The organism is Stenotrophomonas sp. 71799_Sma (assembly GCF_056482505.1).
Genome location: NZ_CM151202.1, coordinates 1729961 through 1755622, shown reverse-complemented (window position 1 = coordinate 1755622; position 25662 = coordinate 1729961). Strand labels below are relative to the sequence as shown.

At 66.2% G+C, this 25662-nt stretch carries 18 protein-coding genes and 3 tRNA genes; 12 read left to right on the top strand and 9 right to left on the bottom strand.

Translation table 11 applies throughout. The annotated features are described in order from the left end of the window. Positions 1 to 4: 4 nt before the first annotated feature. From thiD to ACZK4Z_RS08140, 5 genes are all read left to right on the top strand, one after another. Positions 5 to 814: a bifunctional hydroxymethylpyrimidine kinase/phosphomethylpyrimidine kinase gene (gene thiD / locus ACZK4Z_RS08160; protein ID WP_049423499.1), complete on the top strand. Its 810-nt coding sequence runs from the start codon at positions 5 to 7 to the stop codon at positions 812 to 814. Then, entirely contained in the window at positions 811 to 1737 is a 927-nt protein-coding gene (locus ACZK4Z_RS08155) for an alpha/beta hydrolase family protein (RefSeq protein WP_478451354.1), read from the top strand. Before thiD ends, ACZK4Z_RS08155 begins: the two co-directional genes overlap by 4 nt. Beyond that, positions 1728 to 1804 (top strand) — tRNA-Arg (locus tag ACZK4Z_RS08150). Before ACZK4Z_RS08155 ends, ACZK4Z_RS08150 begins: the two co-directional genes overlap by 10 nt. Before the next feature lie 69 nt (positions 1805 to 1873). Further along, positions 1874 to 1950, top strand: a tRNA-Arg gene (locus tag ACZK4Z_RS08145). A gap of 32 nt (positions 1951 to 1982) precedes the next feature. Beyond that, positions 1983 to 2059: transfer RNA gene (locus ACZK4Z_RS08140), tRNA-Arg, on the top strand. A 607-nt stretch (positions 2060 to 2666) separates the two neighbouring features. Here the strand turns inward: ACZK4Z_RS08140 and ACZK4Z_RS08135 are convergent. Beyond that, positions 2667 to 3587, bottom strand: coding sequence for a LysR family transcriptional regulator (locus tag ACZK4Z_RS08135; RefSeq protein ID WP_049461318.1), 921 nt, complete (start codon positions 3585 to 3587; stop codon positions 2667 to 2669). 140 nt (positions 3588 to 3727) lie between these two features. Here ACZK4Z_RS08135 and ACZK4Z_RS08130 point away from each other — a divergent pair, with 140 nt between their 5' ends. Beyond that, positions 3728 to 4429 (top strand): pirin family protein, encoded by a 702-nt coding sequence (locus tag ACZK4Z_RS08130; RefSeq protein ID WP_478451353.1) that lies wholly within the window; start codon positions 3728 to 3730, stop codon positions 4427 to 4429. A gap of 115 nt (positions 4430 to 4544) precedes the next feature. Here the strand turns inward: ACZK4Z_RS08130 and ACZK4Z_RS08125 are convergent, their stop codons facing one another. Next, the gene (locus tag ACZK4Z_RS08125; RefSeq protein WP_478451352.1) at positions 4545 to 6749 is read right to left on the bottom strand and encodes a TonB-dependent siderophore receptor; all 2205 of its coding nucleotides are present in this window, start codon (positions 6747 to 6749) and stop codon (positions 4545 to 4547) included. Between the two features lie 153 nt (positions 6750 to 6902). Beyond that, positions 6903 to 7598, bottom strand: coding sequence for an alpha/beta hydrolase (locus ACZK4Z_RS08120; protein WP_253146035.1), 696 nt, complete (start codon positions 7596 to 7598; stop codon positions 6903 to 6905). A gap of 184 nt (positions 7599 to 7782) precedes the next feature. Here ACZK4Z_RS08120 and ACZK4Z_RS08115 point away from each other — a divergent pair, with 184 nt between their 5' ends. Continuing rightward, entirely contained in the window at positions 7783 to 8922 is a 1140-nt protein-coding gene (locus ACZK4Z_RS08115) for an MFS transporter (protein WP_253146036.1), read from the top strand. A gap of 83 nt (positions 8923 to 9005) precedes the next feature. Here ACZK4Z_RS08115 and ACZK4Z_RS08110 read toward each other — a convergent pair whose 3' ends face one another. Continuing rightward, complete coding sequence (locus tag ACZK4Z_RS08110) at positions 9006 to 10124, bottom strand: alpha/beta fold hydrolase (RefSeq protein ID WP_049400454.1); 1119 nt, start codon at positions 10122 to 10124, stop codon at positions 9006 to 9008. Between the two features lie 183 nt (positions 10125 to 10307). On the opposite strand from ACZK4Z_RS08110, the gene ACZK4Z_RS08105 reads away from it, so the two are divergent. After that, on the top strand, positions 10308 to 11654 hold the full coding sequence (locus ACZK4Z_RS08105; RefSeq protein WP_180838742.1) for a c-type cytochrome: 1347 nt from the start codon (positions 10308 to 10310) through the stop codon (positions 11652 to 11654). Beyond that, on the top strand, positions 11651 to 12577 hold the full coding sequence (locus ACZK4Z_RS08100) for a c-type cytochrome (protein ID WP_478451351.1): 927 nt from the start codon (positions 11651 to 11653) through the stop codon (positions 12575 to 12577). Before ACZK4Z_RS08105 ends, ACZK4Z_RS08100 begins: the two co-directional genes overlap by 4 nt. 12 nt (positions 12578 to 12589) lie before the next feature. Here the strand turns inward: ACZK4Z_RS08100 and ACZK4Z_RS08095 are convergent, their stop codons facing one another. Next, positions 12590 to 14119 carry an OmpA family protein gene (locus ACZK4Z_RS08095; protein WP_478451350.1) on the bottom strand — a complete coding sequence of 510 codons (1530 nt, stop codon included), beginning with the start codon at positions 14117 to 14119 and terminating at the stop codon, positions 12590 to 12592. Between the two features lie 150 nt (positions 14120 to 14269). Between ACZK4Z_RS08095 and ACZK4Z_RS08090 the strand changes: the two genes are divergently transcribed. Further along, positions 14270 to 16648 (top strand): TonB-dependent receptor, encoded by a 2379-nt coding sequence (locus ACZK4Z_RS08090; protein ID WP_478451348.1) that lies wholly within the window; start codon positions 14270 to 14272, stop codon positions 16646 to 16648. 8 nt (positions 16649 to 16656) lie between these two features. Further along, positions 16657 to 18765, top strand: coding sequence for a phosphocholine-specific phospholipase C (locus ACZK4Z_RS08085; protein WP_478451346.1), 2109 nt, complete (start codon positions 16657 to 16659; stop codon positions 18763 to 18765). 113 nt (positions 18766 to 18878) lie between these two features. On the opposite strand, the gene ACZK4Z_RS08080 is transcribed toward ACZK4Z_RS08085, so the two are convergent. The 4 genes from ACZK4Z_RS08080 to ACZK4Z_RS08065 all read right to left on the bottom strand — a co-directional run bounded on the left by ACZK4Z_RS08080 (position 18879) and on the right by ACZK4Z_RS08065 (position 25094). Beyond that, positions 18879 to 20474, bottom strand: coding sequence for an alkaline phosphatase D family protein (locus tag ACZK4Z_RS08080; protein WP_478451344.1), 1596 nt, complete (start codon positions 20472 to 20474; stop codon positions 18879 to 18881). Between the two features lie 10 nt (positions 20475 to 20484). Continuing rightward, positions 20485 to 23418, bottom strand: coding sequence for a TonB-dependent receptor (locus ACZK4Z_RS08075; RefSeq protein WP_478451343.1), 2934 nt, complete (start codon positions 23416 to 23418; stop codon positions 20485 to 20487). A gap of 141 nt (positions 23419 to 23559) precedes the next feature. Then, entirely contained in the window at positions 23560 to 24582 is a 1023-nt protein-coding gene (locus ACZK4Z_RS08070) for a FecR family protein (protein ID WP_478451342.1), read from the bottom strand. Continuing rightward, on the bottom strand, positions 24579 to 25094 hold the full coding sequence (locus ACZK4Z_RS08065; protein WP_478451341.1) for an RNA polymerase sigma factor: 516 nt from the start codon (positions 25092 to 25094) through the stop codon (positions 24579 to 24581). The genes ACZK4Z_RS08070 and ACZK4Z_RS08065 overlap by 4 nt, the downstream gene beginning before the upstream one ends. 138 nt (positions 25095 to 25232) lie before the next feature. Here ACZK4Z_RS08065 and ACZK4Z_RS08060 point away from each other — a divergent pair, with 138 nt between their 5' ends. Beyond that, the gene (locus ACZK4Z_RS08060) at positions 25233 to 25532 is read left to right on the top strand and encodes a hypothetical protein (protein ID WP_088025618.1); all 300 of its coding nucleotides are present in this window, start codon (positions 25233 to 25235) and stop codon (positions 25530 to 25532) included. Positions 25533 to 25662: the final 130 nt, after the last annotated feature.

The window sequence follows — 25662 nt, the reverse complement described above, 5'->3', positions numbered from 1 at the left end:
ACTGATGAGCCCGACCACTCCCGTTTCCGCCCTCACCATCGCCGGCTCCGACTCCGGCGGTGGCGCCGGTGTCCCTGCCGATCTCAAGGCCTTCGCCGCGCACCGCGTGCATGGCCTGGCCGTGTTCGCCGCGCTGACTGCACAGAACACCCGTGGCGTCACCGCCGTGCATGTGCCACCGATCGCATTCCTGCAGGCGCAGATCGAAGCCTGCTTCGATGACTTCGATATCCATGCCGTGAAACTCGGCATGCTGGCCAACGCCGAGGTGATCCATGCCGTCGCCGACGCACTGGAAAAACATCGCCCGCCGCACGTGGTGCTGGACCCGGTGATGGTCGCCACCAGCGGCGCGCGCCTGCTGGAGGAAAGTGCGCTCAAGGCCATGCGCGAACGCCTGCTGCCGTTGGCGACGCTGGTTACGCCCAATACCCCGGAAGCAGAACTCCTGATCGGCCGGAAGATCGGCAACGGCGATGACGCCGAACAGGCTGCCTCTGCCCTGCTCGATCTCGGAGCCGGCGCAGTCCTGCTCAAGGGTGGCCACCTGCAGGAAGGCAACCGCGTGATCGATCGCTACTTCGACGGCGTCAGCAGCGAAGAATTCATCCACGCCCGCCTGCCGCTGGACGCACATGGCACAGGCTGCACGCTCGCCTCGGCCATCGCCGCGCAGCTGTGCAACGGCCTGAGCCTGGCCAATGCCTGCGAAGCCGGCATCGACTACGTTGCGCGCGGCCTGCAGCAGGGCTACGCGCCTGGCCGCAGCGAGGTGCTGGTGCTCGATCACTTCGGCGCGGCACCGCACGCATGAGCCTGACGTCGAGCGTCCTCGCCGTGCAGTGCGACGACGGCCATCGCTACGAAGTGATCGCCTGCGTGCCTGCACAGCCCATCGCGCGCCTGCTGTGGCTGCCAGCGCTGGGCGTGGCCGCGCGTCACTACCTGCCACTGGCATCGGCGCTGGCGGCGAAGGGCGTGGCGGTCTACCTGCATGAGTGGCGCGGCAACGGCAGCAGCTCACTGCGCCCGTCGCGCACGCAGGACTGGGGCTATCGCGAGGTACTCGAACAGGATCTGCCGGCCAGCCAGGCCGTCCTGGCCGCAGCCGATGACGCCGCCGACGCCCTGCCCTGGATCATCGGTGGACACAGTCTGGGCGGGCAGCTGGCCTGCGTGCATGCCGGCCGCAACCCGCAGCACTTCAACCGGCTGTGGCTGGCGGCCAGCGGCTCACCGTTCTGGCGCGGCTTCCCGCCACCGCGTGGCTGGCTGCTGCCACTGGTCTATCGTTTCCTGCCGTGGATCGCGCAACGCCAGGGCGTGCTGCATGGTCGGCGCCTCGGCTTCGGTGGCACCGAAGCGCGCGGGCTGATCGCCGACTGGGCGCGCGTTGGCCTGAACAACCACTACGCCGCGGCCGGCATGGACGAAGACCTCGATGCGCAGATGGCGCGCGTGCATGGCAGCGCACAGGCCGTGTTGATGGAGCACGACTGGTTGGCACCGACCGGATCGATGCAGACGCTGCTGGCGAAGCTGCCGAATGTGGACGCGCAGCTACGCGTGCTGTCCGCGCAGGAACTGGGCACGCGCGCCGATCATTTCGCGTGGCTGAAGGCGCCGGAGGCCGTAGCTGACAGCTTTTTCATTCAGTTGGATGAAAATTTTCACAAAACTGTTGACGGTACGCGCCGACATCCGCATAATTCCGCTCCTGTCGCAGGGCGCCCGTAGCTCAGTTGGATAGAGTACCTGGCTACGAACCAGGCGGTCGGGAGTTCGAATCTCTCCGGGCGCACCACTCGACAGGTTTCCAGCATCCGCCGCTGGAAATGCAGTAAAATTAAGCAGTAAGTTGATTGTGTACCGCGCGCCCGTAGCTCAGTTGGATAGAGTACCTGGCTACGAACCAGGCGGTCGGGAGTTCGAATCTCTCCGGGCGCACCATACACAGTCAGCACAACAAGTTTATGTAATTGGCGCCCGTAGCTCAGTTGGATAGAGTACCTGGCTACGAACCAGGCGGTCGGGAGTTCGAATCTCTCCGGGCGCACCATTACACCGAAACAGCAGGCCTCGGCCTGCTGTTTTTTTATGTGTGTTTTTCGGCAGGGCTGCGCCCTGCACCTGCAGATGCTTCAAGCCAAGGCAACGGCAACGGCAACAGCAAAAGCTGGCATTCCGTGGGTTGGCGGGGCGACATGGACAGGCAGGACACGCCGTAAACCCATCCATGGGGGCTCGATGGCGGCATCCATGCCGCCAACGGTCCTGCCTGCCCATGCCGCCCCACCTCTGACAGATTTCCGCGATCTGGTAGATCCACGCCATGCGTGGATGACTCCATCGAGTTCGAGTATTTCGATAATTGATCGAAGAGCATCCACGCATGGCGTGGATCTACCGTGTCGACCAAGGTCGACACCTACCAGAGCAGTACGCCGTTCCGACAGATCGCGGGACTCTGTCGAAGGCGGGGTGGGTCCGGTTGCGGGGGCGTGAGCCGCATGGATGCGGCGACCGAGCTTACATGGACGTACTTGCAGCGGCCCCCGCAACCGGACCCACCCCGCCTCCCCACAGGAAACCAGCTTCTGCTGTTGCTGTTGCTGTTGCTGTTGCTCCAGCTCGTAGCGGGTGCAGGGCGCAGCCCTGCCGTACCCCTACCCCCTGGCCATTGACTGCCACCACTGTGACAGCAGCTCCGGCCTGCGCAGGCGCTCTCGCCACCAGCGCAGTGCGGCACCATCCTCGCCGGTGCGCCAGGCCAGCCAGAAGGTCTCTTCCGGCTTGTGCTCCTCCACCTCGCGGATCACCAGCTGGCCACGCGCCACCGCCGCGCGCGCGCACGGCTCGGGCAGGAAACCGAAGCCCACGCCTTCGCACTGCAGCTTCAGCTTGCTGGCCATGTCCGGCACCGTCAGCATCTCCTGCCCCATCAACAGACCGACCGTGCGCGGCAGCAGCCGCCGTGCCGAATCGGAGACCGCGATCGCGCAGTGCTCGACCAGCTGCTCGCGTCCGAGCACGCCCGGCACTGCAGCCAACGGATGACCGGGGGCGACCGCGAACACGAACTCCACCGTACCCAGCGGCTCGACCACGTAACCGCCGCCGCTGGGACCCTCGCCCGGCGCACCAACCAGCAGGTCGGCACGGCGGTCCAGCAGGGCCTCCCAGGTGCCGGACAGGGCCTCGCCGATCAGCCGCAGCCGGGTCGGCGCCTCCGCCTCACGAAACGCGGCGATGTCCGGGCCGAGCAGCCAGGTCGGGAACACCGAGTCCACCGCCAGGGTCAGTTCGGTCTCCCAGCCCGACGCCACCCGGCGCACCCGCAGTTCCAGCTCCCGGGCTGCGCGCAGCAGGTGGCGGCCTTCGTCCAGCAGCGCGCGGCCAGCCTCAGTCGGCTCGGCGCGCGGGCCGACCCGGTCGAACAGCTGTACGCCCAGGTCCTCCTCCAGCTTGGCCACGGTGTAGGAGATGGTCGAAGGCACTTTGTGCAGGGCCTTGCCGGCGCCGGCGAACGAGCCGCGGCGGTCGATGGCGTCCAGGATCTGCAGGGCATCGAGACTGAGTTTGAGCATTCGAATTTTTCGATGATGGCTGTCAAAACTATCCGTTTTTCAAACCCCTATCGCAAGCGGATACTTCTCTCCAACGGGGAAACACAGCGGCTACAAGCCAACCCCGCCCCATCGAAACCATCGAACAAGGAGATTCCATCATGCTGCAGATCCGCAAGAGCGCTACCCGTGGCCTGGCCGAGCATGGCTGGCTGTCCTCGCGCCATACCTTCTCCTTCGCCAACTACTACGACCCCCGCTACGTCAGCTTCGGACCGCTGCGGGTGATCAACGAAGACAGGGTGATCGGCGGCCAGGGCTTCGGCACCCACAGCCACAGCAACATGGAGATCGTTTCCTATGTGCTGGGCGGCGCGCTGGAGCACAAGGACTCGATGGGCACCGGTTCGGTGCTGCGTTACGGCGACGTGCAGCGCATGAGTGCCGGCAGCGGTGTCAGCCACAGCGAGTTCAATCACTCCGCCGACGAGACCGTGCACTTCCTGCAGATCTGGATCTTCCCGGACGCGGAGAACATTACTCCGTCGTACGAAGAGACCCACTTCGCACCGGAAACCAAGCGCGGCCAGCTGCGCCTGATCGCCTCGCCGGACGGTGCCGACGGTTCGCTGCGCATCCACCAGGATGCCCGCATCTTCGCCACCATCCTCGATGGCGGCCAGAAGCTGCACCACGCCCTCGGCAACGGTCGTGGCGCCTATGTGCAGGTGGCCCGAGGCCAGCTGCAGGTCAATGGCATCACACTGGAAGCCGGTGATGCACTGCAGATCAGCGACGAAGCGCAACTGACCCTGGAAAACGGCAACGACGCCGAAGTGCTGGTGTTCGACCTGCCGCTGTAACGACAACGCCCGCGATGCCGAAAAGCATCGCGGGCGTATTTGTAGAGCCGAGCCATGCTCGGCTGCGGTTTGACAGCCAGCCGAGCGCGGGCTCGGCTCTACAGCACCACCGGCGTCAGAACTTGTACGTCATCGCCAGGCGCACGTTGCGCGGCTCACCCCAAGTATAGGTGCTGTACCAGCTGAAGATCGTGTAGTACCGCTTGTCCAGCAGGTTGTTGACGTTGAGCGTGGCCGACAGGCGATCGTTGAATTCATAGCGCGCCATTGCATCGAGCAGCCAGTAGGGTTGGGCGCGATGCACCACCTTGGCCTGCGTGGCCGGGTTGGTGATCTCGCCGAAAGTGGAATCCTGCCAGCGCGCGCCACCGCCCAGCGTCAGCCCCTTCCAGTCGCCGCGCAGGCGGTAGCTGGTGTGCAGGCTGAACTGGTTTTCCGGCTCCAGTGTGGTCACCTTGGCACCGGCCTGGCGGGCGATCTTGTGCGAGAACCCACCCTGCACCTGCCAGCCCTCGGCCAGCTGGCCCGACATTTCCAGCTCGTAACCCTTGGTACGCACGCCCATCAGGGCGCGATAGGCATCCTGCCCGTCCGGTGTCTTGCCACCAGTGGGCTGGGCGAAGTTGTCCTGGTCGAGCTGGAACAGCGCCGCACTGGCGTTGAAGCGCCCATCGAGGAACTCGGCCTTCAGGCCCATCTCGTAGCTGCGGCCTTCCAGCGGATCCAGTGCCTTGCCCTGCTCGTCGCGTTCGCTATGCGGTTTGAAGATGGTGCTGTAGCTGGCATACACCGAATAGTGCTCGCCAAGGTCGTAGACCACGCCGGCATACGGTACGAACACGCCGGTTTCGCGCGTCTGCGGCGAGCGGTAGCTGGCCAGGCGGCTGCCGACGATCACCTTCAACGGATCGGCCACGTCGAAGCGGCCGACCACGTACAGGCCGTTCTCACGCGTCACTTCGTTGTTGCTGTAGCTGCGCTGCCACTCCGGCTCGGGAATGTCGCCATTCCAGGTTCTGTAGTCCGGCACGGTATCCGGGAACCCCGCCTGCGGGCCGTAGCCGGTGTTGGTCCAGCGCTTGCGCGAGGCGCTGCCACCGACGACCAGCTCATGCTCGCGGCCGAACAGGCCGAAATGACCGCTCAGGTAGAAGTCGGCCGCATTGCTGACGGTCTTGCCAACGTACTTGCCGAGCCACAGGCTGACGCCCTCGCCGGTCAACGGATCGGGATTGCCGGCGGCGGCACCGGCCAGTGCCGCGTCATAGCCGTTGACCTGGTGGTTGAGCTGCAGCTTGGCCACCCAGTCGTTGGCGAAGGTGTGCTCGAGCGTGGCGAAGCCGGTGCGCACATACTGGCGCCAGCCACTCCAGCGCGTGCCGTTGTTGAACGAACGCGGCATGTCATTGAAGTTGCCGGCACTGTCCAGAAGAGGGATGCCACCCCAGGTCGAGCCCTTCGGGTCGCTGTCCATCGTATCGCCACCCACGGTCAGCAGCGTGCGCTCGCCCAGATCGGCTTCCAGCACTGCGTAGCCCACCTTGCTGGTGCGCTGGTAGAAGTCGAGATTGGAATGCTTGTCCTGCCAGGCGCCCACCGCACGACCGCGCACGCGTCCATCGGCGGTCAACGGGCCGCCAACATCGATCTCGGCACGATAGTCATCCCAGCGGCCCACACCCAGCGTCGCACTGCCGGCGAACTCCTTGCCCGGCTTCTTGCGCACCAGGTTGATGGTCGCGCCCGGATCGCCCATGCCGGTGAGCAGGCCGGTCGCGCCCTTGAGCACTTCGATGCGGTCATAGATCGCGGTATCGCTGAGCGTGTTGCCCGCCGAATAGGCCGAGTCACGCGACATCGGGATGCCGTCGTACTGGAAGTTCTGCACGGCAAATCCACGTGCGTAGTACTCGGTGCGCTCGCTGTCGTAGGTGACGATGCTGATGCCCGGGGTCACCCGCATCACGTCATCGATGCCGTTCAGGCCAAAGTCGTCCATCTGAGCGCGGGTAATGACGCTGATGGTCTGCGGGGTCTGCCGTGGCGTCAGCACCAGGCGGGTGGCGGTGGCGATGGTGCCGGGCGTGTACGCGCCGCTGCCCTCGGTGATGGTGCCGAGCAGGTTGGCGGTGACCTGCACGGTCTGCAGGGTCTGCGACGCCGGGGCCTCGGCGGCCTTGTCCGGCTCGGCGGCGGACTGCGCGACTGCGATGCCGCTGCTGGCCAGTGCGGTGATCAGCAGGCCCCGAGCAAGCGCCTGCGGCAACGCACGGCGACGCGGCAATGGGGACGGAATACGGGCATCAGGCACAGACAGCACGACGGGACCTCCACGATCGAGTGGGATCCTCTGGCGGCGGCTGGAGGGAAGACGGGGACGCGGCCGGATGGCCGCAGGCGCAGGCGCAGGAGTGTACTCCCCTGCGCCCCGGCTGTCGTGCGGTGTGCTGTGGTGCGGCGCGCTGCCGCAGGCTCAGCCGCCGATGGCGGCGCAGGCCTCCAGGATCAGTGCGGTCACGTCCTTCGGCTGCGAGGCCAGCGAGGCATGGCTGGCATCCAGCTCCAGCAGTCGCTTGGGCTGCATGCGCGTGGCCATGGCCCTCTGGTTTTCCGGCGCGATCATCCGATCATGGCGGGACAGCTGGTACCAGCTCGGCTTGTGCTTCCACGCCGGGTCGCTCACCGCATCACCGAAAGTGCTGGCCAGCGGCGCCTTCTGGGTCACCGCCATCACCCGGCCCTCATCGTCGCTCAGGTCCTGGCAGAAGCTTTCATGGAACTTGTCGGCGCGCAGCCACAGGTAACCATCACTGTCCGGCGCCAGGTTCGGTGCCGCTTCCGGCAGATGCTGCTGGGTGATGCCACCGGGGCTCTCGCCGGCATCCGGGGCGAACGCTGCGATATAGACCAGGCCCTTCACGTTGGCCTCGTTGCCGGCCTGGCTGATCACCGCACCACCGTAGGAGTGGCCGACCAGCAGCACCGGCCCGTCGATCTGCCGGATCATTTTCTGGGTGCGGCCGGCATCGTCGGCCAGCGAGGTGAGTGGCAGTTCCACCGCCTGCACGCGGTCATGGCCGTTGCGATGCAGCTCCAGGATCACTTTGGCCCAGTGTGCGGCCCCACCCCAGAAACCATGGACGAGGAGGATGGTCGGTGTCGTGCTCATGTACGGATCTCCGGCAGCGGCCGGCGGAATGCCGACCGTGTCGCCACTGTCCGTCTTTGGCGTTAATCAGCGGTGACGCATTCGGGTCACTGCAATCGTATGCGTCGCTGGATGTCATGCATGGCACTTGCCGATCCCGCTTGAAAACGTTTTCATAAATGATCCTTGGAGCTTCGTATCGCGCATGACGCCTTCATCCCCACGTGCCCAGCAGCACGCCACCCGTGCCGCCTTCTTCATTCCCGGATTCGCCACCGCCGCCTGGGCGCCGATGGTGCCCTACGCCAAGGCCAAGGCCGGGCTGTCCGACGCCAGCCTCGGCGCGGTGCTGCTGTGCCTCGGGCTCGGCTCACTGCTGGCGATGCCACTGGCAGGTGCGCTGACCGGGCGGCTGGGATGCCGCCGGGTGATGGTGATCACCTGCGCGATGATGCTGTGCGCCCTGCCCTTGCTGGTGCTGGCGCCCTCTCCGGTAGCGCTGGGCGCCGCCCTGTTCGTGTTCGGCGCCGGCGTCGGTGCACTGGATTGTGCGATGAACATGCAGGCGGTCGCGGTCGAGCGCGACGCCGGGCGCGCGATGATGTCCGGATTCCATGCCTTCTACAGCATCGGCGGCTTCGTCGGCGCCGGCTGCATGACCGGCATGCTGATCCTGGGTACGCCGCTGTGGCTGGCCGCGTTGGTTTCGGTGGCCGCACTGCTGCTGGTGGCAGTGCTGTCGGCACCGCACTGGCGCCCGCAACGGATCCTGCATGAAGGCCCCCTGCTGGCACTGCCGCATGGCGTGGTGCTGTTCATCGGCGTGCTGGCCTTCGTGGTGTTCCTCGCCGAGGGCTCGATGCTGGACTGGAGCGCGGTGTTCCTCGCCGAAGTGCGGCAGGTGCCACGTGACCAGGCCGGTGCCGGCTTTGCACTGTTCACCCTGGCGATGACCGCGATGCGCCTGTTCGGCGACGGCATCGTCGAGCGCCTCGGCCGGACCCGCACCCTGGTCTTCGGCGGCATCACCGCTGCTGCGGGTTTCACCCTGGCCACGCTGGTGCCATCGTTTCCGGTGGCGCTGGCCGGTTACATACTGGTTGGGCTGGGCTGCGCCAACATCGTGCCGGCGCTGTTCTCGATGGCCGGCCAACAGCGGGTGATGCCGGAGAGCATCGCCATCACTGCGGTCACCACGCTGGGCTACGCCGGCATCCTCGCCGGACCGGCAGCGATCGGCGCACTCGCACACGCTACCAGCCTCGGCTTCGCCTTCCTGTGCGTGGCAGCGCTGCTGCTGGGCGTCGCGGCGTCTGCGCGCTCGCTGGCAAGACGGGTGGCCTGACAGAAAAAAGGGGGACGGAGGGGATTAAGTCGTTTCTGGCCCAGCTGTGCGGGAAACGACTTAATCCCCTCCGTCCCCTTTTCTCAGCTGCGTGTCAGCCACTCGGCCTGGGCCGGCAGCTGGGGCGCCGGGCAGGCACTCTGCGGATGGTGCTCGTCGCGCGCCATCCAGTCATCGACCACGCCCGCCAGCAGGTCCAGTCGCAGCGGCAGGGTGATGTGGTCCTCGCCGCGCATCTCGATGTAGTGCGCGCGCGGATTGGCCTGCGCCAGTTCGCGGCCCTGGCTGACCGGAATGTGCTGGTCGCCCTGGCCGTGCAGCAGCAGTACGCAGGCGCGGGTATCGGCCAGCGCGCGCGCTACATCCACGCGGTCCAGATCGACGTCGATGCGGCGGCTGGCGGCGGCGATCACCTGGTTGATGTCCTGGCCGCCGTAGCGCCAGCGCGCGTACGACGCCACCGCCTGCGCCTTCAGGCCTTCCGGCTGCAGTCCCATCAGGTGCGGGATCATCGTGCGGATCGCCACACCGGCATTGGCGAACGATTCCATCGCCACCACGCCTTCCACCTGGTCACCGAGCTTGTCGGCGGTGAATACCGCTGTGGCGGCGCCATAGGACACGCCGAACAGGTACAGCGGGCCGGTTACTTCACCACGCGCGCGCAGCTCACCGATTACATCGACCACGTCGTCGGATTCATAGGTGCCGTATCCGGACGGACCTGCACCGGACTGCCCATGGTTGCGCAGGTCCAGCGTGATCACGCGGTAGCCGGATTCGGCCAGCTGCAACGACCACGGCAGCATCGAATCGCCGTTCATCATCCAACCGTGCAGCAGCACCACGGTGCCGCGCGGGGCCTGCGCGCGGAACGGCTGCGGTACTGCCAGGCTCAGGCCGGTATCCAGCGGCAGGCCGTTCTCGTGGCGCTGCGGCAGGTAGTGGTAACGCGCGCCGTAATCGCCGGGATCGAATACACGCCAGAAGATCGGCACGCCATCGCGGCCCGGCGCGAAGCCATGGCGGTTGGGCAGTTCGGCAATGGCCGCGGCAATGCGTGGACGATCGAGCAGCGTCGATACGCCACCCGGCGCGATCAGCCTGTCGGCGAGCGAGGTGGACGAGGCATTGATGGAGGAGGAGCATGCAGCCAGCCACAGGCCGGCGCACGCCAGCAACAACAGCAGCAGGCGCTTCATGGGCAATCGGGGAAAAGGTGCGACAGCGTGGCAGGTTAGCGACGCGGGCGTGGGTCATCTATCGCGCACGGATGACGGCTTGATGACAACGCAGGAACGATTCAGCTTGGTGTACAAGCTGTATCCGTTTAGTCATTGATCCGGATCAATGAACGCGCGCGCGGGATTGCCCACAGTGCCGCCATGCGCACCTCGCTCAAGCTCGCCATTGCCCTGGCCGCCACGTTTGCCGCCGCCTACGGCATCGCCCGCACCACGCCCTACTGGTTCGCACCGCGACAGACGGCGCAGGTCGACATCCACGATCCGACGCTGATCGCGCAGGGACAGTACCTGTCGCGCGCCGCCGACTGCGCCGCCTGCCACACTGCGCCGGGCGGCAAGCCGTTCGCCGGTGGCCTCGGTATGCAGACGCCGATGGGCACGATCTACTCGACCAACATCACGCCCGATCCGGACACCGGCATTGGCGCCTACGACTACGCCGACTTCGAGCGCGCGGTCCGTCGCGGCATCCGTCACGATGGGCAGCCGTTGTATCCGGCAATGCCGTATGCCTCATACGTGATCGCCAGCGATGCCGAGATCAAGGCGCTGTACGCCTACTTCATGGGCTCGGTGCAGCCGGTGAAGCAGGGCAACGCCGACAGCACGATTCCGTGGCCGGCCAACATGCGCTGGCCACTGGCCTGGTGGCAGCTGCTGTTCGCACGCCCGCGTACGTTCAACCCGGATCCGTCGCTGGATGCCAGCCAGCAGCGCGGCGCCGAACTGGTGGAAGGCCTGGCCCACTGCGGCGCCTGCCACACGCCACGTGGCCTCGCGTTCCAGGAAAAGGCGATGGCCGATGATGGCAGCCGCCAGTTCCTGTCCGGCTCGGTGCTGGAAGGCTGGTATGCGAAGAACCTGCGCAATGAATCAACCGGTCTGGCCAGCTGGAACGAGGGCGAGATCGTCGACTTCCTGCGCACCGGACGCACCGATCGCTCCGCGGCCTTCGGCGGCATGGCCGACGTGGTCGAGCACAGCACGCAGTACCTGTCCGACGCCGACCTGCTGGCGATGGCCCGCTACCTGAAACAGCTGCCGGCGCGCGAGGGCCGCAGTGCACAGTGGTCACCGGGTACCGACACCTCCACCGCCGCACTACGCAGTGGCGACTATCGCGTGGCCGGCTCGCTGGCCTATGCCGAGCATTGCCAGGCCTGCCATCGCGCCGACGGCCGCGGCATGCCACGGGTCTACCCGGCGCTGGCCGGCAACTCGATCGTGTTCGCCGATGATCCCAGCTCGCTGGTACAGGTAACCCTGATCGGCGGCCGCACGCCGCATACCCCGCACGACCGCATGGCCTTCACCATGCCCGGTTTCGAGCAGCTGCCGAATGCACAGCTGGCACAGATCCTGACCTTCATCCGCAGCAGCTGGGGCAACCAGGCCAGCGCGGTGAGCGAGGTCGACGTGGCGCGCATGCGCCGGGTGGTGCGTGACAAGCCGGTGCACTACGTTCCGCAGGAGGCCGCACGATGAAACGTTCGCGCAAACGCTCCCGCCTGCTGATCGGCAGCGTGGTCACCCTCGTGCTGCTGGCCGGCGCCGGCACCCTCGCCTATCGCCATCTGTACCCGGACCTGGATGCCGCCGTAGCCAGCACGATCGATATCCTCGATGCGCAGGGCAAGGTGGTCGGCCACTACCACGCACCCAGCGCCGAAGAGATCGCCGGGCTCGGCAATGCCGAATCGGTGATGCTTGGCCGCCGCATCCTCAACGAGACCGCGCGCCTGCTTCCGGACAACGTCGGCAACGATCTGAACTGCAATTCGTGCCACATGGCCGAGGGCAAGCGACCGTTCGGCAACCACTACTTCAATACGGGCGGCGGCGCCTATCCGCGTTACATGCCGCGCCCGGGCAAGGTGATCGGGCTGACCGAGCGCATCAATGGCTGCCTGCAGCGCTCAATGAACGGCAAGCCGCTACCGAAGGACTCACCGCAGATGCGCGCCATGCTCGACTACATGGCGTGGCTGAGCAGTCCCGTGCCAGACGGTGCAAAGGTGGCCGCCCCCAGCGAGGGCCCCATCGACAGCACGCTGACCCCGGACCCGATCCGTGGCCAGGCGCTGTACGCCGTGCAGTGTGCCGCCTGCCATGGCGACAACGGCGAAGGCCGGCGCGACGCCAGCGGTGATATCGCCTTCCCGCCGCTGTGGGGCGACCACAGCTTCAACATCGGCGCCGGCATGGCGCGCCTGTACAAGGCGGCCGGTTTCGTCAAGCACAACATGCCGCCGGCGGTGACCCGCGAGCCGCCACTGGGGCAGCAGGTGATGCCCGACCAGGATGCGGTGGACATCGCCAGCTACTTCATCAACCAGCCGCGGCCGGACTTCGCCAACAAGGCCAAGGACTGGCCGCGCGACCCGAAACCCAAGGACGCGCGGTACTGAGGAGGGCGTGGTTCAGCGCTTGACCAGCTCGACCCGGCGATTGCGCGCCTTGCCTTCCTCGCTGCCATTGTCGGCCACCGGCCTGTCGGCGCCGAAGCCGGCCGCCTGCAGGCGGTCGGCGTTGACCCCCTTGGCGGTCAACGCCGCCACCACCGACCGCGCACGATCCTCGGACAAGCTGCGGTTGTGCGCGGCCGCGCCGCTGTTGTCGGTGTGGCCTTCGATCGACAGTTTCAGCGACGGGTCGGCACGCAGCAGGTCCAGCACCTGCGCCAGTTGCGGTTCGGACGTCGACAGGATCTGCGCCTTGTCGGTGGCGAAGTTGACCTGGATCGCCACGCGGCCGTCGCTGTCCAGCTTCTTCTTCAACGCATCGGCCGGCAGCAGCGCCGCGGTCTGGGTGAAACCCTTGCGCTCGACCACGACCCAGCCAGCGCTGAGGTATTCGAGGCGAGCATGTACCCACACCTGGCGGCCGTCAGCCAGATCGACGCGATAGACAACGGTGTCGTAGTTGTCCCAGCTGTAGCTGGCCGCGTTGCCGTAGGACGACTGCACCTGCTTCGACACGCCCTCGGCCGCCTCGTGCGGGATGCGCCCCTCGAACACCTTGGTGCCGTTGACCTGGGCCATCATCGCCTCAAGGTTGCGACGGACTTCATGCATCGAGTATTCGCGCTCGCCCTTGTCGAAATCGGCAGCGAAGGTGCGGCCCTCGACCGGTTCGAAGTGATCTCCGGTCCAGAACGGGAAGGCATCGAAATCACGCTGCTCGGGCGTGTTCCGCTCGCGATAGCCGGCCGGCAGGGACAGGTGCGGGAAACGGTCCGACCACTGCGCGGTGGCCTTGAACGGCACGTCATCCACGACCACCAGACCGGCGCCGTTGCTGTCCACTGCCAGCTGCACCCACACGGTGCGGTTGACCTGGCGCAGCACGTAGACGGTGGTGGGTGCGTCCTGTTCACCGTTCACCGCATCGATGAAGCCACCCCCGATCTCGCCTTCCAGTTGCGGGCCGTAGTAGATGTCGCGCAGCAGCGTGCCTTCAAAGACCTTGCGGCCGCCGGCGGCGGTGATCACGCCGTCGAAGTTGCGCTGCACTTCCAGCGCGGAGAACGCCTTGTCGGGGGCCGCCTCACTGTCGGTCACGATGCGTGCCGACCAGCTCGGACCTTCCGCCCAATGCACACCCTCGCCCATCCGGAACGGGAAGCGCGCCCAGGCGCGCGGGTGCGGGGCGTTCTGCGGCGCGTAGCCCTGCGGCAGGCTGAAGAACGGCAGCTCACCCAGCGTGGTGTCGCTCAGCGGCACGCTGCCGGTGTCGAAAGGCACCAGCGGCACCGGCTTGCCATCGCGGTCGGTGAGTGCGGTGCCGTCGGCGGCGGCCGTTGAACCCGCTGGGGCGGCGGCCGGTGCTGCGGCCTCGTCCGCCGTGGCTGGCGCAGACGGTGCCACCTCTCCATCCGAGGGCGTCCGGTTGCACCCTGCCAGCAGCACCAGGGCTGCACCTCCCAGCCAGATCTTCGATCGCTTCTGCATCGCCACCACCTCAGGTCCATTGAAGCGCCGAGCATACCCGAAGGCCGTGACCGCCCCCACAGTGCCATCGTTCCTGCGCTGCCACGTCATGCCGATGTCATTGGCGCTGCCGACACTCCGGGGTTTCCTCCCTCTGAAGGTCCAGTTTCGATGCGAACGATTGCGCGTTTTCCCCGTGTCTCGCTGCTGGCCCTGCTGATCGCCCCCGCCCTGGACGCCCTCGCAGAAGCACCGCAGGGCGATACGGGCGAAGCGCGCAGCAGCGATGCGCGTACCCTCGACCAGGTACAGGTGATTGGTCAGGCCACCAGCTACGCGAAGACTTCGGTGCGCGCGGAAACACTGAACCGGCAGACCGTGATGAGCAGCGTCAACGACGCGCTCAACGAAGTGCCCGGCGTGGTGGTCAGCGAGGCCGATGCCACCGGCTCGTCGGTGTGGGGCACGCAGATCAGCATGCGCGGCTTCGTCACCAACCGTGACACCCAGCAGATCGGGACCACCATCGACGGCCTGCCCAATGGCGGCTCGGGCTACGGTGGCGGTTCGCTGGCCAACCGCTACATCGATACCCTGGACCTGGAAACAGTGGAAGTCAGCCAGGGCACCGCCGATATCTCCTCGCGCTCGAACGAAGCCCTCGGCGGCACCCTGAACTTCCTCACCAGCGATCCGCTGCAGGACAGCCGCCTGCGTTTCGTGGTCGGTGCCGGTGACAACGAAGCGCGCAAGTATTACGTGCGCTACGACACCGGCCTGCTCGGCGGCCATACCCGCGCCTGGGTCAGCGCTTCTTCCGCACGTGTGCACGACTGGATCGATGGCAGCGGCAAGACCAGCAATGACCACATCGCCGGCAAGTTCATCACCGAGCTGGATCGCTGGACGCTGACCGGCTACCTGTCCTACAACGATGCCGACGAGCCGGAGTACACCAGCGTCTCGCCGAAGGGCTTCGCCACCAATCCGGACCGCGACAACCTGGTCGGCACCCTCACCGGCATTCCGTACCTGGACCAGAACTACCGTTCCGGCTCGCGTGCGCTGCGCGAGAACACCTTCGGCTACCTGCGCGCGGCCTTCGACGGCGGCAACGGCTTCAAGGCCTCGGTGGCGGCTTACGGGCACCGCATGGAAGGTCGTGGCGACTGGCTGCCCCCCTACCTGGCGCAGGTCAGCGATGATGGTGCCGGTCGCCCGGAGTCGGAGTACACCGGTGGAAAGACCGTGTACGGCGGCAGTAACCGCGGCCAGATTTTCTTCGTCAATCCCGATGGCAGCGCCGCGCAGCGCCTGGCCAGCTGCACCCCACGGCTGGGCTTCACCGCCGAGTACGATCCGAACTGCTACGCCGGCAACGTGCTGGGCGCGCAGTCCTACCGCCACACCCACTACGACAACGACCGCATGGGCGTGACCGCCGACGTCGAATGGCGGCAGACCTTCGGTGCGGTCGACAACACGATCCGTGGCGGTCTGTGGGTGGAAAAGCTGGACCGCTCGGCGCGCCGCGACTGGCATCGCCTGCTCAACGTAGGCCAGGACATCGCCTTCGACCACCAGCCTTACTGGGTACAGTTCGAGGACAAGTACAAGGTCGACGAGCAGATGTACTACGTCGAAGACGTGGCCCGCTTCGGGCCGTTCAGCGCACGCCTGGGCGTGAAGCAGTTCTTCGTCGACCAGTCGCGCCGCCGCGTGATCGGTGCCAGCGAGCACGTCAAATCCGATTCCAAGTCCGATCCGCTGCTGTCCACCGGCTTCACCTGGGCGCCCGGTGTGGAAGGCATGGAGCTGTTCGCTGGCTTCTCGCAGAACTTCGCCGCCATTCCCTCCGGCGTGCTCGGCGAGACCGACCCGCAGCGCTTCCGCAACGTCGAGCCGGAGACCGCCGACAACATCGAAGTCGGCATGCGCATCAGCCGCTGGCCGCTGACCGCGTCGGTCACCCTGTACAACATCAAGTTCGACAATCGCATCGTCTACCTGCCGGCTGGCTTTGTCAGCGGCATCGACTACCTGGGCGAGACCGACGGTGTCTACGAGAACTTCGGTGGCGTGGAAAGCAACGGCCTGGAGGCGGCGTTCGGCTACGGCTGGGACAATGGCTGGCGCCTCAACGCCGCCTATACCTACAACCGCTCCAAGTACCTGGGCAGTGGCGATGCCGCACGTGATACCCAGCTGGGCATCGTCGACGGTGCCAAGGTGATCGGCCAGCCCGAGCAGACCCTGGTGCTGTCGGCCGACTGGCAGGGCGAAAACTGGAACTTCGGCCTGTCCGGTCGCTACCTGGGCACGCGCTACCTCGATGCCGCCAACGTCAACAAGCTGCCTTCGGCCACCGTGTTCAACGCCAACATCGGCTTCGACCTGCAGGGCCTGTCGCCGCGCCTGAAGGGCATGGGTGCCAACCTGGTGGTGAGCAACCTCACCGACAAGCGGTATCTTGCAGGGGTGGACGGCCGCGACAACGCCTTCATCGGCGCCCCGCGCACTGTCGGCATCTCCTTCCGTGTGGACCTGTGAGTGAGCCCGTGACTGATATCGGCCGACGCCGGTTGTTGCAGGCCGGCGTTGCCGCCGGCCTTTCCCCGCTGCTGCCCAGCATCGCCCGGGCTGCAGCGATCGCCCCCGCCGCGCAGACGCGCAGCCTCGAAGACCTGCAGCACATCGTGGTGTTCATGCAGGAGAACCGCTCGTTCGACCACTACTTCGGCACGCTGCCGGGCGTACGGGGTTTCGGCGATCGCTTCGTGGCTCCCGCGCCGGCACTGCAGACCGGCGGCCGCACGCGCAGCCTGTGGCTGCAACCCGATGCCAGCGGCACGCGCGCGATCGCACCGTTCCCGCTGGATACCGCTGCGCACTTCGGCTACATGCGCGTGGAAGGCACGCCGCACACCTGGCCGGACGCACAGCGCGCCTGGGACCACGGCCGCATGGGGCAATGGCCGAAGGCCAAGCAGAACCACTCGATGGGCTACTTCCAGCGCAGCGACCTGCCCTTCCAGTTCGCACTGGCCGATGCCTTCACCATCTGCGACGCCTACCACTGCGCGATGCAGGCCGGAACCAACCCGAACCGGGTGTTCCTGTGGACCGGTCACAATGATGCACACGCGCGTGCTGGCGGCCCGGTGATCGCCAACTCGCACGACAACTTCCCCGAGCACGGCGGGCATCCGGCGTCGTATCGCTGGACCAGCTATGTCGAACGCCTGCAGAAGGCGGGCGTCTCCTGGCAGATCTACCAGGACATGGCCGACAACTTCACCGACAACCCGCTGGCCGGCTTCGAGGCGTTCCGCCAGGCCTACCGCGCTGCGCCGGGGCATGACCCGCAGCTGCGCGCGCGTGGGGTCAGCTCGCGTGGGCTGGCACAACTGCGCCAGGACGTGGTCGACGGGCGCCTGCCGCGGGTCAGCTTCATCATCGCCGACGCGGCCGGCAGCGAGCATCCCGGCCCCTCCAGCCCGGCCCAGGGCGCGGCCTATACCGCACGCGTGCTGGATGCACTGACCGCCGATCCGGAGGTGTGGAGCCGCACCGCCCTGCTGCTGATGTTCGATGAGAACGACGGCTTCTTCGACCACATGCCACCACCGGCACCGCCTTCACTGGAAAACGGTGGCTGGGCGGGTGCGTCTTCGATCAGTACCGAAGGCGAGTACCACCGTCATCCGGCGCCGGGTGACGAGAAGTACGACGCCGCCGAGCTGCGCGGCCGCCCCTATGGGCTGGGCCCGCGCGTGCCGCTGTACGTGATCTCGCCCTGGAGCCGCGGTGGCTGGGTCGATTCGCAGGTGTACGACCACACCTCGGTCATACGGCTGATCGAACGCCGCTTCGGCGTGGCCGCACCGGATATCTCACCCTGGCGCCGTGCGGTCTGCGGAGACCTGAGCAACGCCTTCGACTTCGCCCAGCGCGATACCCGTCCGTTCGTACGCGGCCTGCCCGACGTGAGCGCGGCGGCCGCACGTGCCGCCGCCCTGCCAGGACGCACCGTGCCAGCGTTGCCGGAGGGGCTGGAACCGGCGCAACAGGAGCGTGGCGTACGTCCGGCGCGTGCCCTGCCCTATCGGCCGCAGGCATCGATTGCCGCGATCGACACATCGGGCGTGGAACTGGTGCTGTCCTGCGAAGGTGCGGCAGCGGTCCTGCATGTCTACGATCGGCTGCGGCTGGGTGCAGTGCCACGCCGCTATACACTGGTACCGGGCACGCCACTGCGGGAGCGCTGGCCGCTGGATGTGCACGGTCGCTACGACCTTTGGCTGCTGGGCCCGAACGGCTTCCACCGTCACTTCCAGGGCGCTGCCAAAGGACCCGTTGTGCAGGCGTCGGTCGAGCGCGCCGACGGCCAGCTGCGGCTGCACCTGCGCAATCTCAGCGATACCGCACAGCAGCTGCGCGTGCATGCCGGTGCCTATGCCGGGCACATGCCCGAGCAGACGCTGGCACTGCCGGCGCATGCAGAGACTTCGTTGGCGTGGGATGCAACGCCTACCGCCGGCTGGTATGACCTGCAGGTCAACGCCGGTGAGAGTGTGCTGCGCCTGGCGGGCCGCGCCGAGGATGGGCGTCCTGGCACCAGTGACCCGGCGATGGGCAGCGAACCACTGCGCTTCGAGCACGATTGAGCCGCTCCGCCCTTGTAGAGTCGAGCCATGCTCGACTGCTTTTTCCGGTCAATGATCGAAGAACGATCGAAAAGCAGTCGAGCATGGCCCGACTCTACAGTGGTGCTGGCTGATCAGGCCTCCTGCAACCCCGGCCGGCCGTGTTCCACCGCGTAGCGCTTCCAGCTCTGCACCGTTCCGTTCGGCTGCATCACGGTATCCAGCGTCTTCATGTCGCCGATCCACGCATCACGGGTGACATCGCACAGCACATAGCCACGCTTGTCGGTGGTCGCCCTCAGATAAGGGCTGTGCCGCAGCTGGTTCTCGGCATATGCATCCACACCCTGGCCATCGGCGCCGGAAGTAATCGAAGTGGCAAGGAACTCACTGGAGACCACGCCCGAATCACGATGGTCCTGCACCAGGTCGCTGGCGTAATGCCGGTGCGCGTCGCCACACGCCGTCACCACGTTGCCGAAGCCCACCTTCTGGATGTGGTCGAGCAGGCGCCGGCGGCTGTCCAGATAACCCGACCACTGGTCATCGGACGACTGCACCACGCCGTCCTTCTCGCGCATGTAGTTGCCCAGTGCCACCTGGTGGGCGATGGTGTGCCAGCGCGGCGCGGCATCGGCCAGGCCATCGAACAGCCAGCGCTCCTGCTTCGCCCCCACAATGCTGCGCTCCGACGATTCCACCTCCTCACGCAGCGCCATGTTCACCTGCTTGCTGCGGTACTGGCGGGTGTCGAGCAGGTGCAGGTCCATCAGCGTGCCGTAGCGTGCACGCCGGTACATCTGCATGTGGCCATCGCGCGGGAATGCCGATCGGCGCAGTGGCATGTTCTCGTAGTAGGCCTGGAACGCCTGTGCGCGGCGCAGCAGGAACACTTCGCTGGGCGTATCGTCCTGGTCTTCGGCGCTGGCCCAGTTGTTGTCCACTTCGTGGTCATCGAAGGTGACGAACCACGGCGCCGACGCATGCGCGGCCTGCAGGTCGGCATCGCTCTTGTACTGGGCGTAGCGGCGACGGTAGTCGTCCAGCGTGTAGGTCTGCGGCCCGACATGATTGCGCAGGTTGGTGAACGGCTGGCCGTTCATTCTCCGCAGGCCCGGCTGGCTTTCGCCTTCGTAGATGTAATCACCGTAGTGGAAAACGAAATCCAGCGATTCCTCGGCAATGCGCCGCCACGCGGTGTAGTGGCCTTCTTCGTAGTGCTGGCAACCGGCCACCGCAAAGCGCACGCGATCCACTGCGGCCGTGGCTGCGGGCAGCGTGCGGGTGCAACCGACCGCACTGGCGTGGCCGCCTACGGTGAAGCGGTACCAGTAAGGCCGTGCGGGCGCCAACCCACCCAGCTCCACGTGCACAGCGTGGCCGAGTTCGGGATGCGCCATCGCCGAACCCTGGCGTACCACCTTGCGCATGCCCTCGTCCGCCGCCAGCTGCCATTCGACCACCATCGGCCGGGTCGGCATGCCACCGCCGAACACCAGCGGCTCGGTCGCCAGCCGTGTCCACAGCACCATGCCATCGGCCGAAGAATCACCCGAGGCCACGCCCAGGGTGAACGGTGTACTGGCGAACCGCGGCGATGCCAGCAGGTTGCGCGGGTTCAGCGCGGTGGAATCGGTCTGCGCGGCCAGCGCCCGTGCCGTGCCCATCCAGGCGCCGGCGGCGGACAGACCGGCCAGGGCCAGGAATCGCCTGCGATTGATCGTATCCACGGATGCGCCCTCAGTTGTAGATGATGTGGAAGTAGAAGAAGCGGCCGTAGTCGTCGATCTCGGTGCGGAAGCGACCATTGGGACCAGTGCTGTAGGTCGGCTGCGTGTTGAACAGGTTCTTGGCCTCGTACTTCAGCGTCACGTGCTTGCTGACCTTGTGGCTGAAGGCCAAGTTGAAGGTCATGTATGGGTCGTAGTACGAGTCCAGCCACTGGGTATCACCGAAGTCGACCAGCATCCGGCTGCGGTAGGTACCGGACAGGCGCAGCTGTGCGCTCTTCCACGGCATGCGCCAGATCACCGACCCATTGAGCGACCAGTCCGGCTGGTACAGCAGGCGGTCCAGGCGGCGTTCGGTGCCATCACTGATGCGGTAGTTGGTCTGGCCTTCCAGCCGCGTGGCGTTGAAGTACATGTCGAAGCGCTGACGGCCCCACTGCAGGTTGCGATTGGCGACCGCGAACTCGACGCCGCGCAGCCTGGACTCATCGGTGTTCATCGGCTGGGTGACCCGGTAGCGCGTGTCACCCACGTTCTCGAAGGTGGTCAGGGTGTAGATGTCGTCCTTGATCACCTTGTCGAACAGTGCCACCGAGACCAGGCCGTTGTTGCCGTTGAAGTACAGGTCCCACGCCAGGTCGATGTTGGTGGAACGGCGCGGCTGCAGGTTGGCGTTGCCCTGCTTGATGGTGCAGAAGCCCCTGCCCTCCTCGTCATCACCACAGCTGGTGCTGGTGGCCTGGGCGATGTTGCTGGGTGTCGGCCGGCCCAGCGTGCGGCTGGCGGAGAAGCGCAGGCGCTGGTCCTCGCTCAACTTGAACGTCGCATTCAATGAAGGCAGCAGGTTGTTGTAGCCACCGCTCGTATTGCGGAAGGCAGAGGTATACGTAGTGCCGCCATCATCGCTGAATGGGCTGTAGGCATCGAAGCGGGTGTGGTCGTAGCGCAGGCCGCCGATCAGCAGCAGTCGGTCCCAGGCGTAGTGTGCGGACACGTAGGCATTGGTGATGTCCTCCACGTACTTGTAGTCGCTGGTGAAGTTGGCATTTGGATACGCCGCATTGTTGTTGCCCAGTTTCGGCAGCAGTTCCTCGTTCCACTTGCGGTTGTCGATCAGCGGGAAGCCCGGCACGCTGCCCAGCAGCGTCGAACCCGGATACAGGTAATCGTTGAGCGTGGCACTGCTCTTGAAGTAGTCGAAGTCGATGTCCTGCCAGATCTTCAGATGGCGGTATTCGGCGCCGGCGGCCAGGCCGAAGCCGCGCGCATCGGCATCAATGTTGTAGCTGAAGTCGGCGCGCAGGTTGTCGATGCTCTCCTTGGCATCACGCGGCGAGACATAGGCCTGTGCCGGGTTGAGCTTGAAGGCCGAGCTGGTCAACAGGCTGGAATCGGACACCGCCACCGCGTTGGGGAAGCCGTGACTGTCGTTCTCGTAGTCGACGAACAGGTTGCTCGGATAAGCGCGCACGCCCCAGTAGACCTGGCTGTTGTGGAAAGTTTCTTCGGTGTGGCCGCCACGCAGGGTCAACCGCGAACGGTCACCAATGTCCCAGTTGAAACTGGCGATGGCGCCGCGGTTGCTGCGATCCCAACGATCATGCCGGTTCTTGATGTAGATGCTGTTGATCTGGGTGGTGCCGCTGTCATCGGTCTGGTTGCGGATCGGAAACTTGGCGTTGCCATACAGATCGGTCTTGTTCATCGTCGAGTTCTCGTAGAACCGGTACGAGTACAGCAGCAGCGACGCGTAGAACGGATCGTCCGACGGTTTCCATTCCAGCTTGGCCGAGCCACCGAAGTTGGTGATGAAGTTGGTGTAGGTGCCGGTGCTGAAATTGCCGGGCGCACGCAGCCCGTTCCAGCCCTTGGCCTCGTCCGGCCCAGTGGTGCCGTCGGTGAGGTACTTGCCGGCGTCGTTGTAGTAGTAGTTCGACTCCACCCAGCGCTTGACGCTATTGCGCGAACGCTGCTCATAGCGGGCCACCGCAACGATGCCGAATTCCTGGTCGGCACCGAACTGGTTGGAGAACACCACCTTGGCGCTCTTGCCGAAGTGACCCAGGGTCTGGTGGTTGCCACCAGCGCTGCGCTCGACGTTGGTCTCGGCAGTAGAGTAGATACCGGCCACATCGGCGAACACATACTTGCCGGACCGGTCGAAGGCACTGCGGCTGATGATGTCGATCACGCCGCCGATGGCATCCGGCGCCTGCTCGGCACTGAAGCTCTTGTAGATATCGGTGCGGGTACCGATGTCGCTGGGAATCAGCTGCAGGTTGTTCATGCGCTCGCCCGAACCACTGCCGCCCACGCTGGCAATCGCGATGCCATCGATGGTCGTGTAGTTGAGGTTGGCCTGCACGCCACGTACCGTGACGTAACGCGGCTCGCCAGCGTCTTCCACCGCGCTCAGCCCCGGCGCGGCCATCAGGCTCTCGGCCAGGGTTTCGTCGCCGTAGCTGTCCATCTCGTCGTAGACCACCGAATCCTTGATCACCGGCGAGGTCTTCTTCTGGTCGATCACCTCATGCGCGGCAATCACCTTCACCGTGCCCAGGGTCGGCGCCACCACCGCCTCGGCCTCGCGCGGCTTCGGCGCGGCCGGCTTCGGTTCGTTGCGTGCGGGCGCCGGATCAATGGCGATGACGTTGCCGTCCACCACGGTGTAGCCCAGGCCGGTCCCTGCAAGCAACGCGTCCAGTGCCTGCTTGACGGTCGCACCCCGCGGCACCGCCCCGGCCATGCGCGCTTCACCGCTGCCCGAATACAGGAACTGTACGCCCGAACTGCGCGACAACTGCTCCAGCGCACGCGCCAGCGGCTGCGCCGCGATCGGCGCCGACACACGGGCCTCGAGGCCATCCGCAGTGGCGGCCGCCGCCACCGGCACGCTGCAGGGAGACAGGGCGAGGATGATCGACAGGTAGAGCGTGTTACGCATCACGGGTCCTTGGAAGAGAGAAAGCAGCAGGTGCCGCTGAGCGATTCGACAGCGGCTTCTCCCAAGTAAGAGCCCGCTTCCACCGAAGTGGAGAACGCGGATTCGATGAATCTTTTCTGACAGTGCATGGCCACGTCGCCTTCAGCGACTGCCGACCCGCACCGTATCGCCTTCGCGACGGACGACAAAGCGCGGATCGCGTTCGAGGAATGCCTGCAGCGCCCCAATGCGATGCGCATCCAGGCTGCCGGAAAGCCTTGCCGATGCCGCGCCCTCGTCCAGCACCCGCACCTGCACCTGGTTGTGGCGGTTGAAGGCGGCAGCCACTTCATCCAGCCGCTCATCAAGGAACGACACTTTGCGTTGCTGCCAGTCCAGCAACATCGACAATGGCACATCCAGCGACTCCACCACATGGCTGCGCGCGTCGACCTCCACCACCCGGCCTTCGCCCAGCTGCGCAAGACGCGTTGCATCCCTGCCCTGGCTCCACACCTCCACTTCGCCGGAGACCACGCCGATGCGCGTGCCCTGCAGCCGCCGCGAGACATCGAACACGGTGCCGATGTCACGGATCTGCAACCCGTTCACCTGCACCTCGAACGGGCGCCGGTCGCGGGCGATGTCGAACGTGGCCTCGCCCTGCAGCAGCTCCACCTTGCGGCTGAACCAGCCCATGCGTACCCGCAGGCGGCTGTCCGCGTTGAGCCGCACCTGGGTCTGGTCAGGCAGCACCAGGTCGCGCAGTTCACCATGGTCGGCGCTGTACAGCTGTTCGGTGGGCATCAACTGCGGAACCAGGCCCACGCCGAGCAGGGCGAAACAGGCTGCGGCAGCCACCGCCCACCGGCGCGCGCGGCCGCGACGCGGTACAGCGCGCGACGCGGCGGGTGCGCTACCGAACAGCGGCACCACCTTGGCGGCCGCCTGCCGTGGCGGCGCCTGCGCCTCTTCAGGCAATGGCGATTGCAGTGCCTCACCGACCTGCCGGTGCAGCGCGAGGGCGTGCATATAGGCGCGCACGTGTTCGGGCGAACGCTTCATCCAGTGCAGGAACGCAGCGCGCTCGGCCTCGCCCAGACTCCCCTCTCGATTGCGCAGGAACCAGTCCTCGGCCTCACGGGCGATCTCGTCGTCGGCCTCACGCAATGGATGCCAGTTCATGTGATCTCCCTGGCGCCCAGCGCCTTCCTGCAGGCTTCCAGCCCTTTGCCGATATGCTTGCGCACCATGTGCACCGACACCTGCAGCTGCTGGCTGATTGCCGGGCAATCCAACCCGTCGCGGTAGTGCAGCTCCATCACCCGCCGCGTCGTCGCCGGCAGCCGAGCGATGGTGCTGCGGATATCGTTCCAGCGCTGCGCGCGCTCGAACTCGCCTTCGATGTCTTCTTCGCTTTTCAGCACTTCCGCCAGTAGATCAACGTCTTCCAGCGGCGGCAGCGACGAACGTGAGCGTGCATGCTCACGCGCCAGGTTGGCCGCGACGGCGAACAGGTAGGCTTCCGGGTTCTCGATCGCTGCGGCATTCTCGCCGGTGCTGCGCAGCAGGCGCAGGTAAACCTCCTGCGCCAGGTCTTCGGCATCTTCGCTGGCAGAACCGCGACGCAGGAAGAAGCCACGCAGCAGCCGTCGCCGCAACGCATAGCTCTTCTCCCAGATCCTCACGCTGTTCACGGCCGGCCAACCACCCCGAGGCTGGAAAGCCCCGCAGGGTGACGGCCATCGATGACAGTGACGTTTCAACTGCCGGCAGGCAGCCGCTAGAATGCCGCCCCTGCAGTTTTCGGCAGCCGGCACAAGGAGTGCCCCGCAATGAACGCCCGCACCGCCATCAACACCCTCAGCAGCCTGCTGTTCCTGCTGCTGGTCGCACACACCACCGCCTACCAGCAGCAGATGTGGCCACCCAGCCGGGTCATCCACGTGCATCCGATGGTCGTCGCCCTCGCCTACGCGCTCGGCCTGCTCACCCTGCTGCTGTGGATCGGAGGACGCCGCTTGCCGGAACGCTGCCAGCAGCTCGCAGGTTGGCTGCCGGTTGTGGCCTGGTGCCTGCTGGGCATCGGCGTGGCGGTCATCCCGATGTTCTTCCCGGGCCTGTCCCCGGCCTGATCAGCGGCCGCACCCAGCACGCCCGCCCATGATACGGCGCGCCGTGCCAACCCTTGCTTGCCAGAGACCCAAGCCGGGCCCGCCTATCGAAGCCGGGAGGCCGGGCCTACGCTTGCCTTCTCGGTGACCG

What these genes read in the sequence shown, in the direction of transcription:
- thiD (WP_049423499.1), top strand. Translation starts at nt 5, where the DNA reads ATGAGCCCGACCACTCCCGTTTCCGCCCTCACCATCGCCGGCTCCGAC.
- ACZK4Z_RS08155 (WP_478451354.1), top strand. Translation starts at nt 811, where the DNA reads ATGAGCCTGACGTCGAGCGTCCTCGCCGTGCAGTGCGACGACGGCCAT.
- ACZK4Z_RS08135 (WP_049461318.1), bottom strand. Translation starts at nt 3,587, where the DNA reads ATGCTCAAACTCAGTCTCGATGCCCTGCAGATCCTGGACGCCATCGAC.
- ACZK4Z_RS08130 (WP_478451353.1), top strand. Translation starts at nt 3,728, where the DNA reads ATGCTGCAGATCCGCAAGAGCGCTACCCGTGGCCTGGCCGAGCATGGC.
- ACZK4Z_RS08120 (WP_253146035.1), bottom strand. Translation starts at nt 7,598, where the DNA reads ATGAGCACGACACCGACCATCCTCCTCGTCCATGGTTTCTGGGGTGGG.
- ACZK4Z_RS08115 (WP_253146036.1), top strand. Translation starts at nt 7,783, where the DNA reads ATGACGCCTTCATCCCCACGTGCCCAGCAGCACGCCACCCGTGCCGCC.
- ACZK4Z_RS08110 (WP_049400454.1), bottom strand. Translation starts at nt 10,124, where the DNA reads ATGAAGCGCCTGCTGCTGTTGTTGCTGGCGTGCGCCGGCCTGTGGCTG.
- ACZK4Z_RS08105 (WP_180838742.1), top strand. Translation starts at nt 10,308, where the DNA reads ATGCGCACCTCGCTCAAGCTCGCCATTGCCCTGGCCGCCACGTTTGCC.
- ACZK4Z_RS08100 (WP_478451351.1), top strand. Translation starts at nt 11,651, where the DNA reads ATGAAACGTTCGCGCAAACGCTCCCGCCTGCTGATCGGCAGCGTGGTC.
- ACZK4Z_RS08095 (WP_478451350.1), bottom strand. Translation starts at nt 14,119, where the DNA reads ATGCAGAAGCGATCGAAGATCTGGCTGGGAGGTGCAGCCCTGGTGCTG.
- ACZK4Z_RS08090 (WP_478451348.1), top strand. Translation starts at nt 14,270, where the DNA reads ATGCGAACGATTGCGCGTTTTCCCCGTGTCTCGCTGCTGGCCCTGCTG.
- ACZK4Z_RS08075 (WP_478451343.1), bottom strand. Translation starts at nt 23,418, where the DNA reads ATGCGTAACACGCTCTACCTGTCGATCATCCTCGCCCTGTCTCCCTGC.
- ACZK4Z_RS08070 (WP_478451342.1), bottom strand. Translation starts at nt 24,582, where the DNA reads ATGAACTGGCATCCATTGCGTGAGGCCGACGACGAGATCGCCCGTGAG.
- ACZK4Z_RS08060 (WP_088025618.1), top strand. Translation starts at nt 25,233, where the DNA reads ATGAACGCCCGCACCGCCATCAACACCCTCAGCAGCCTGCTGTTCCTG.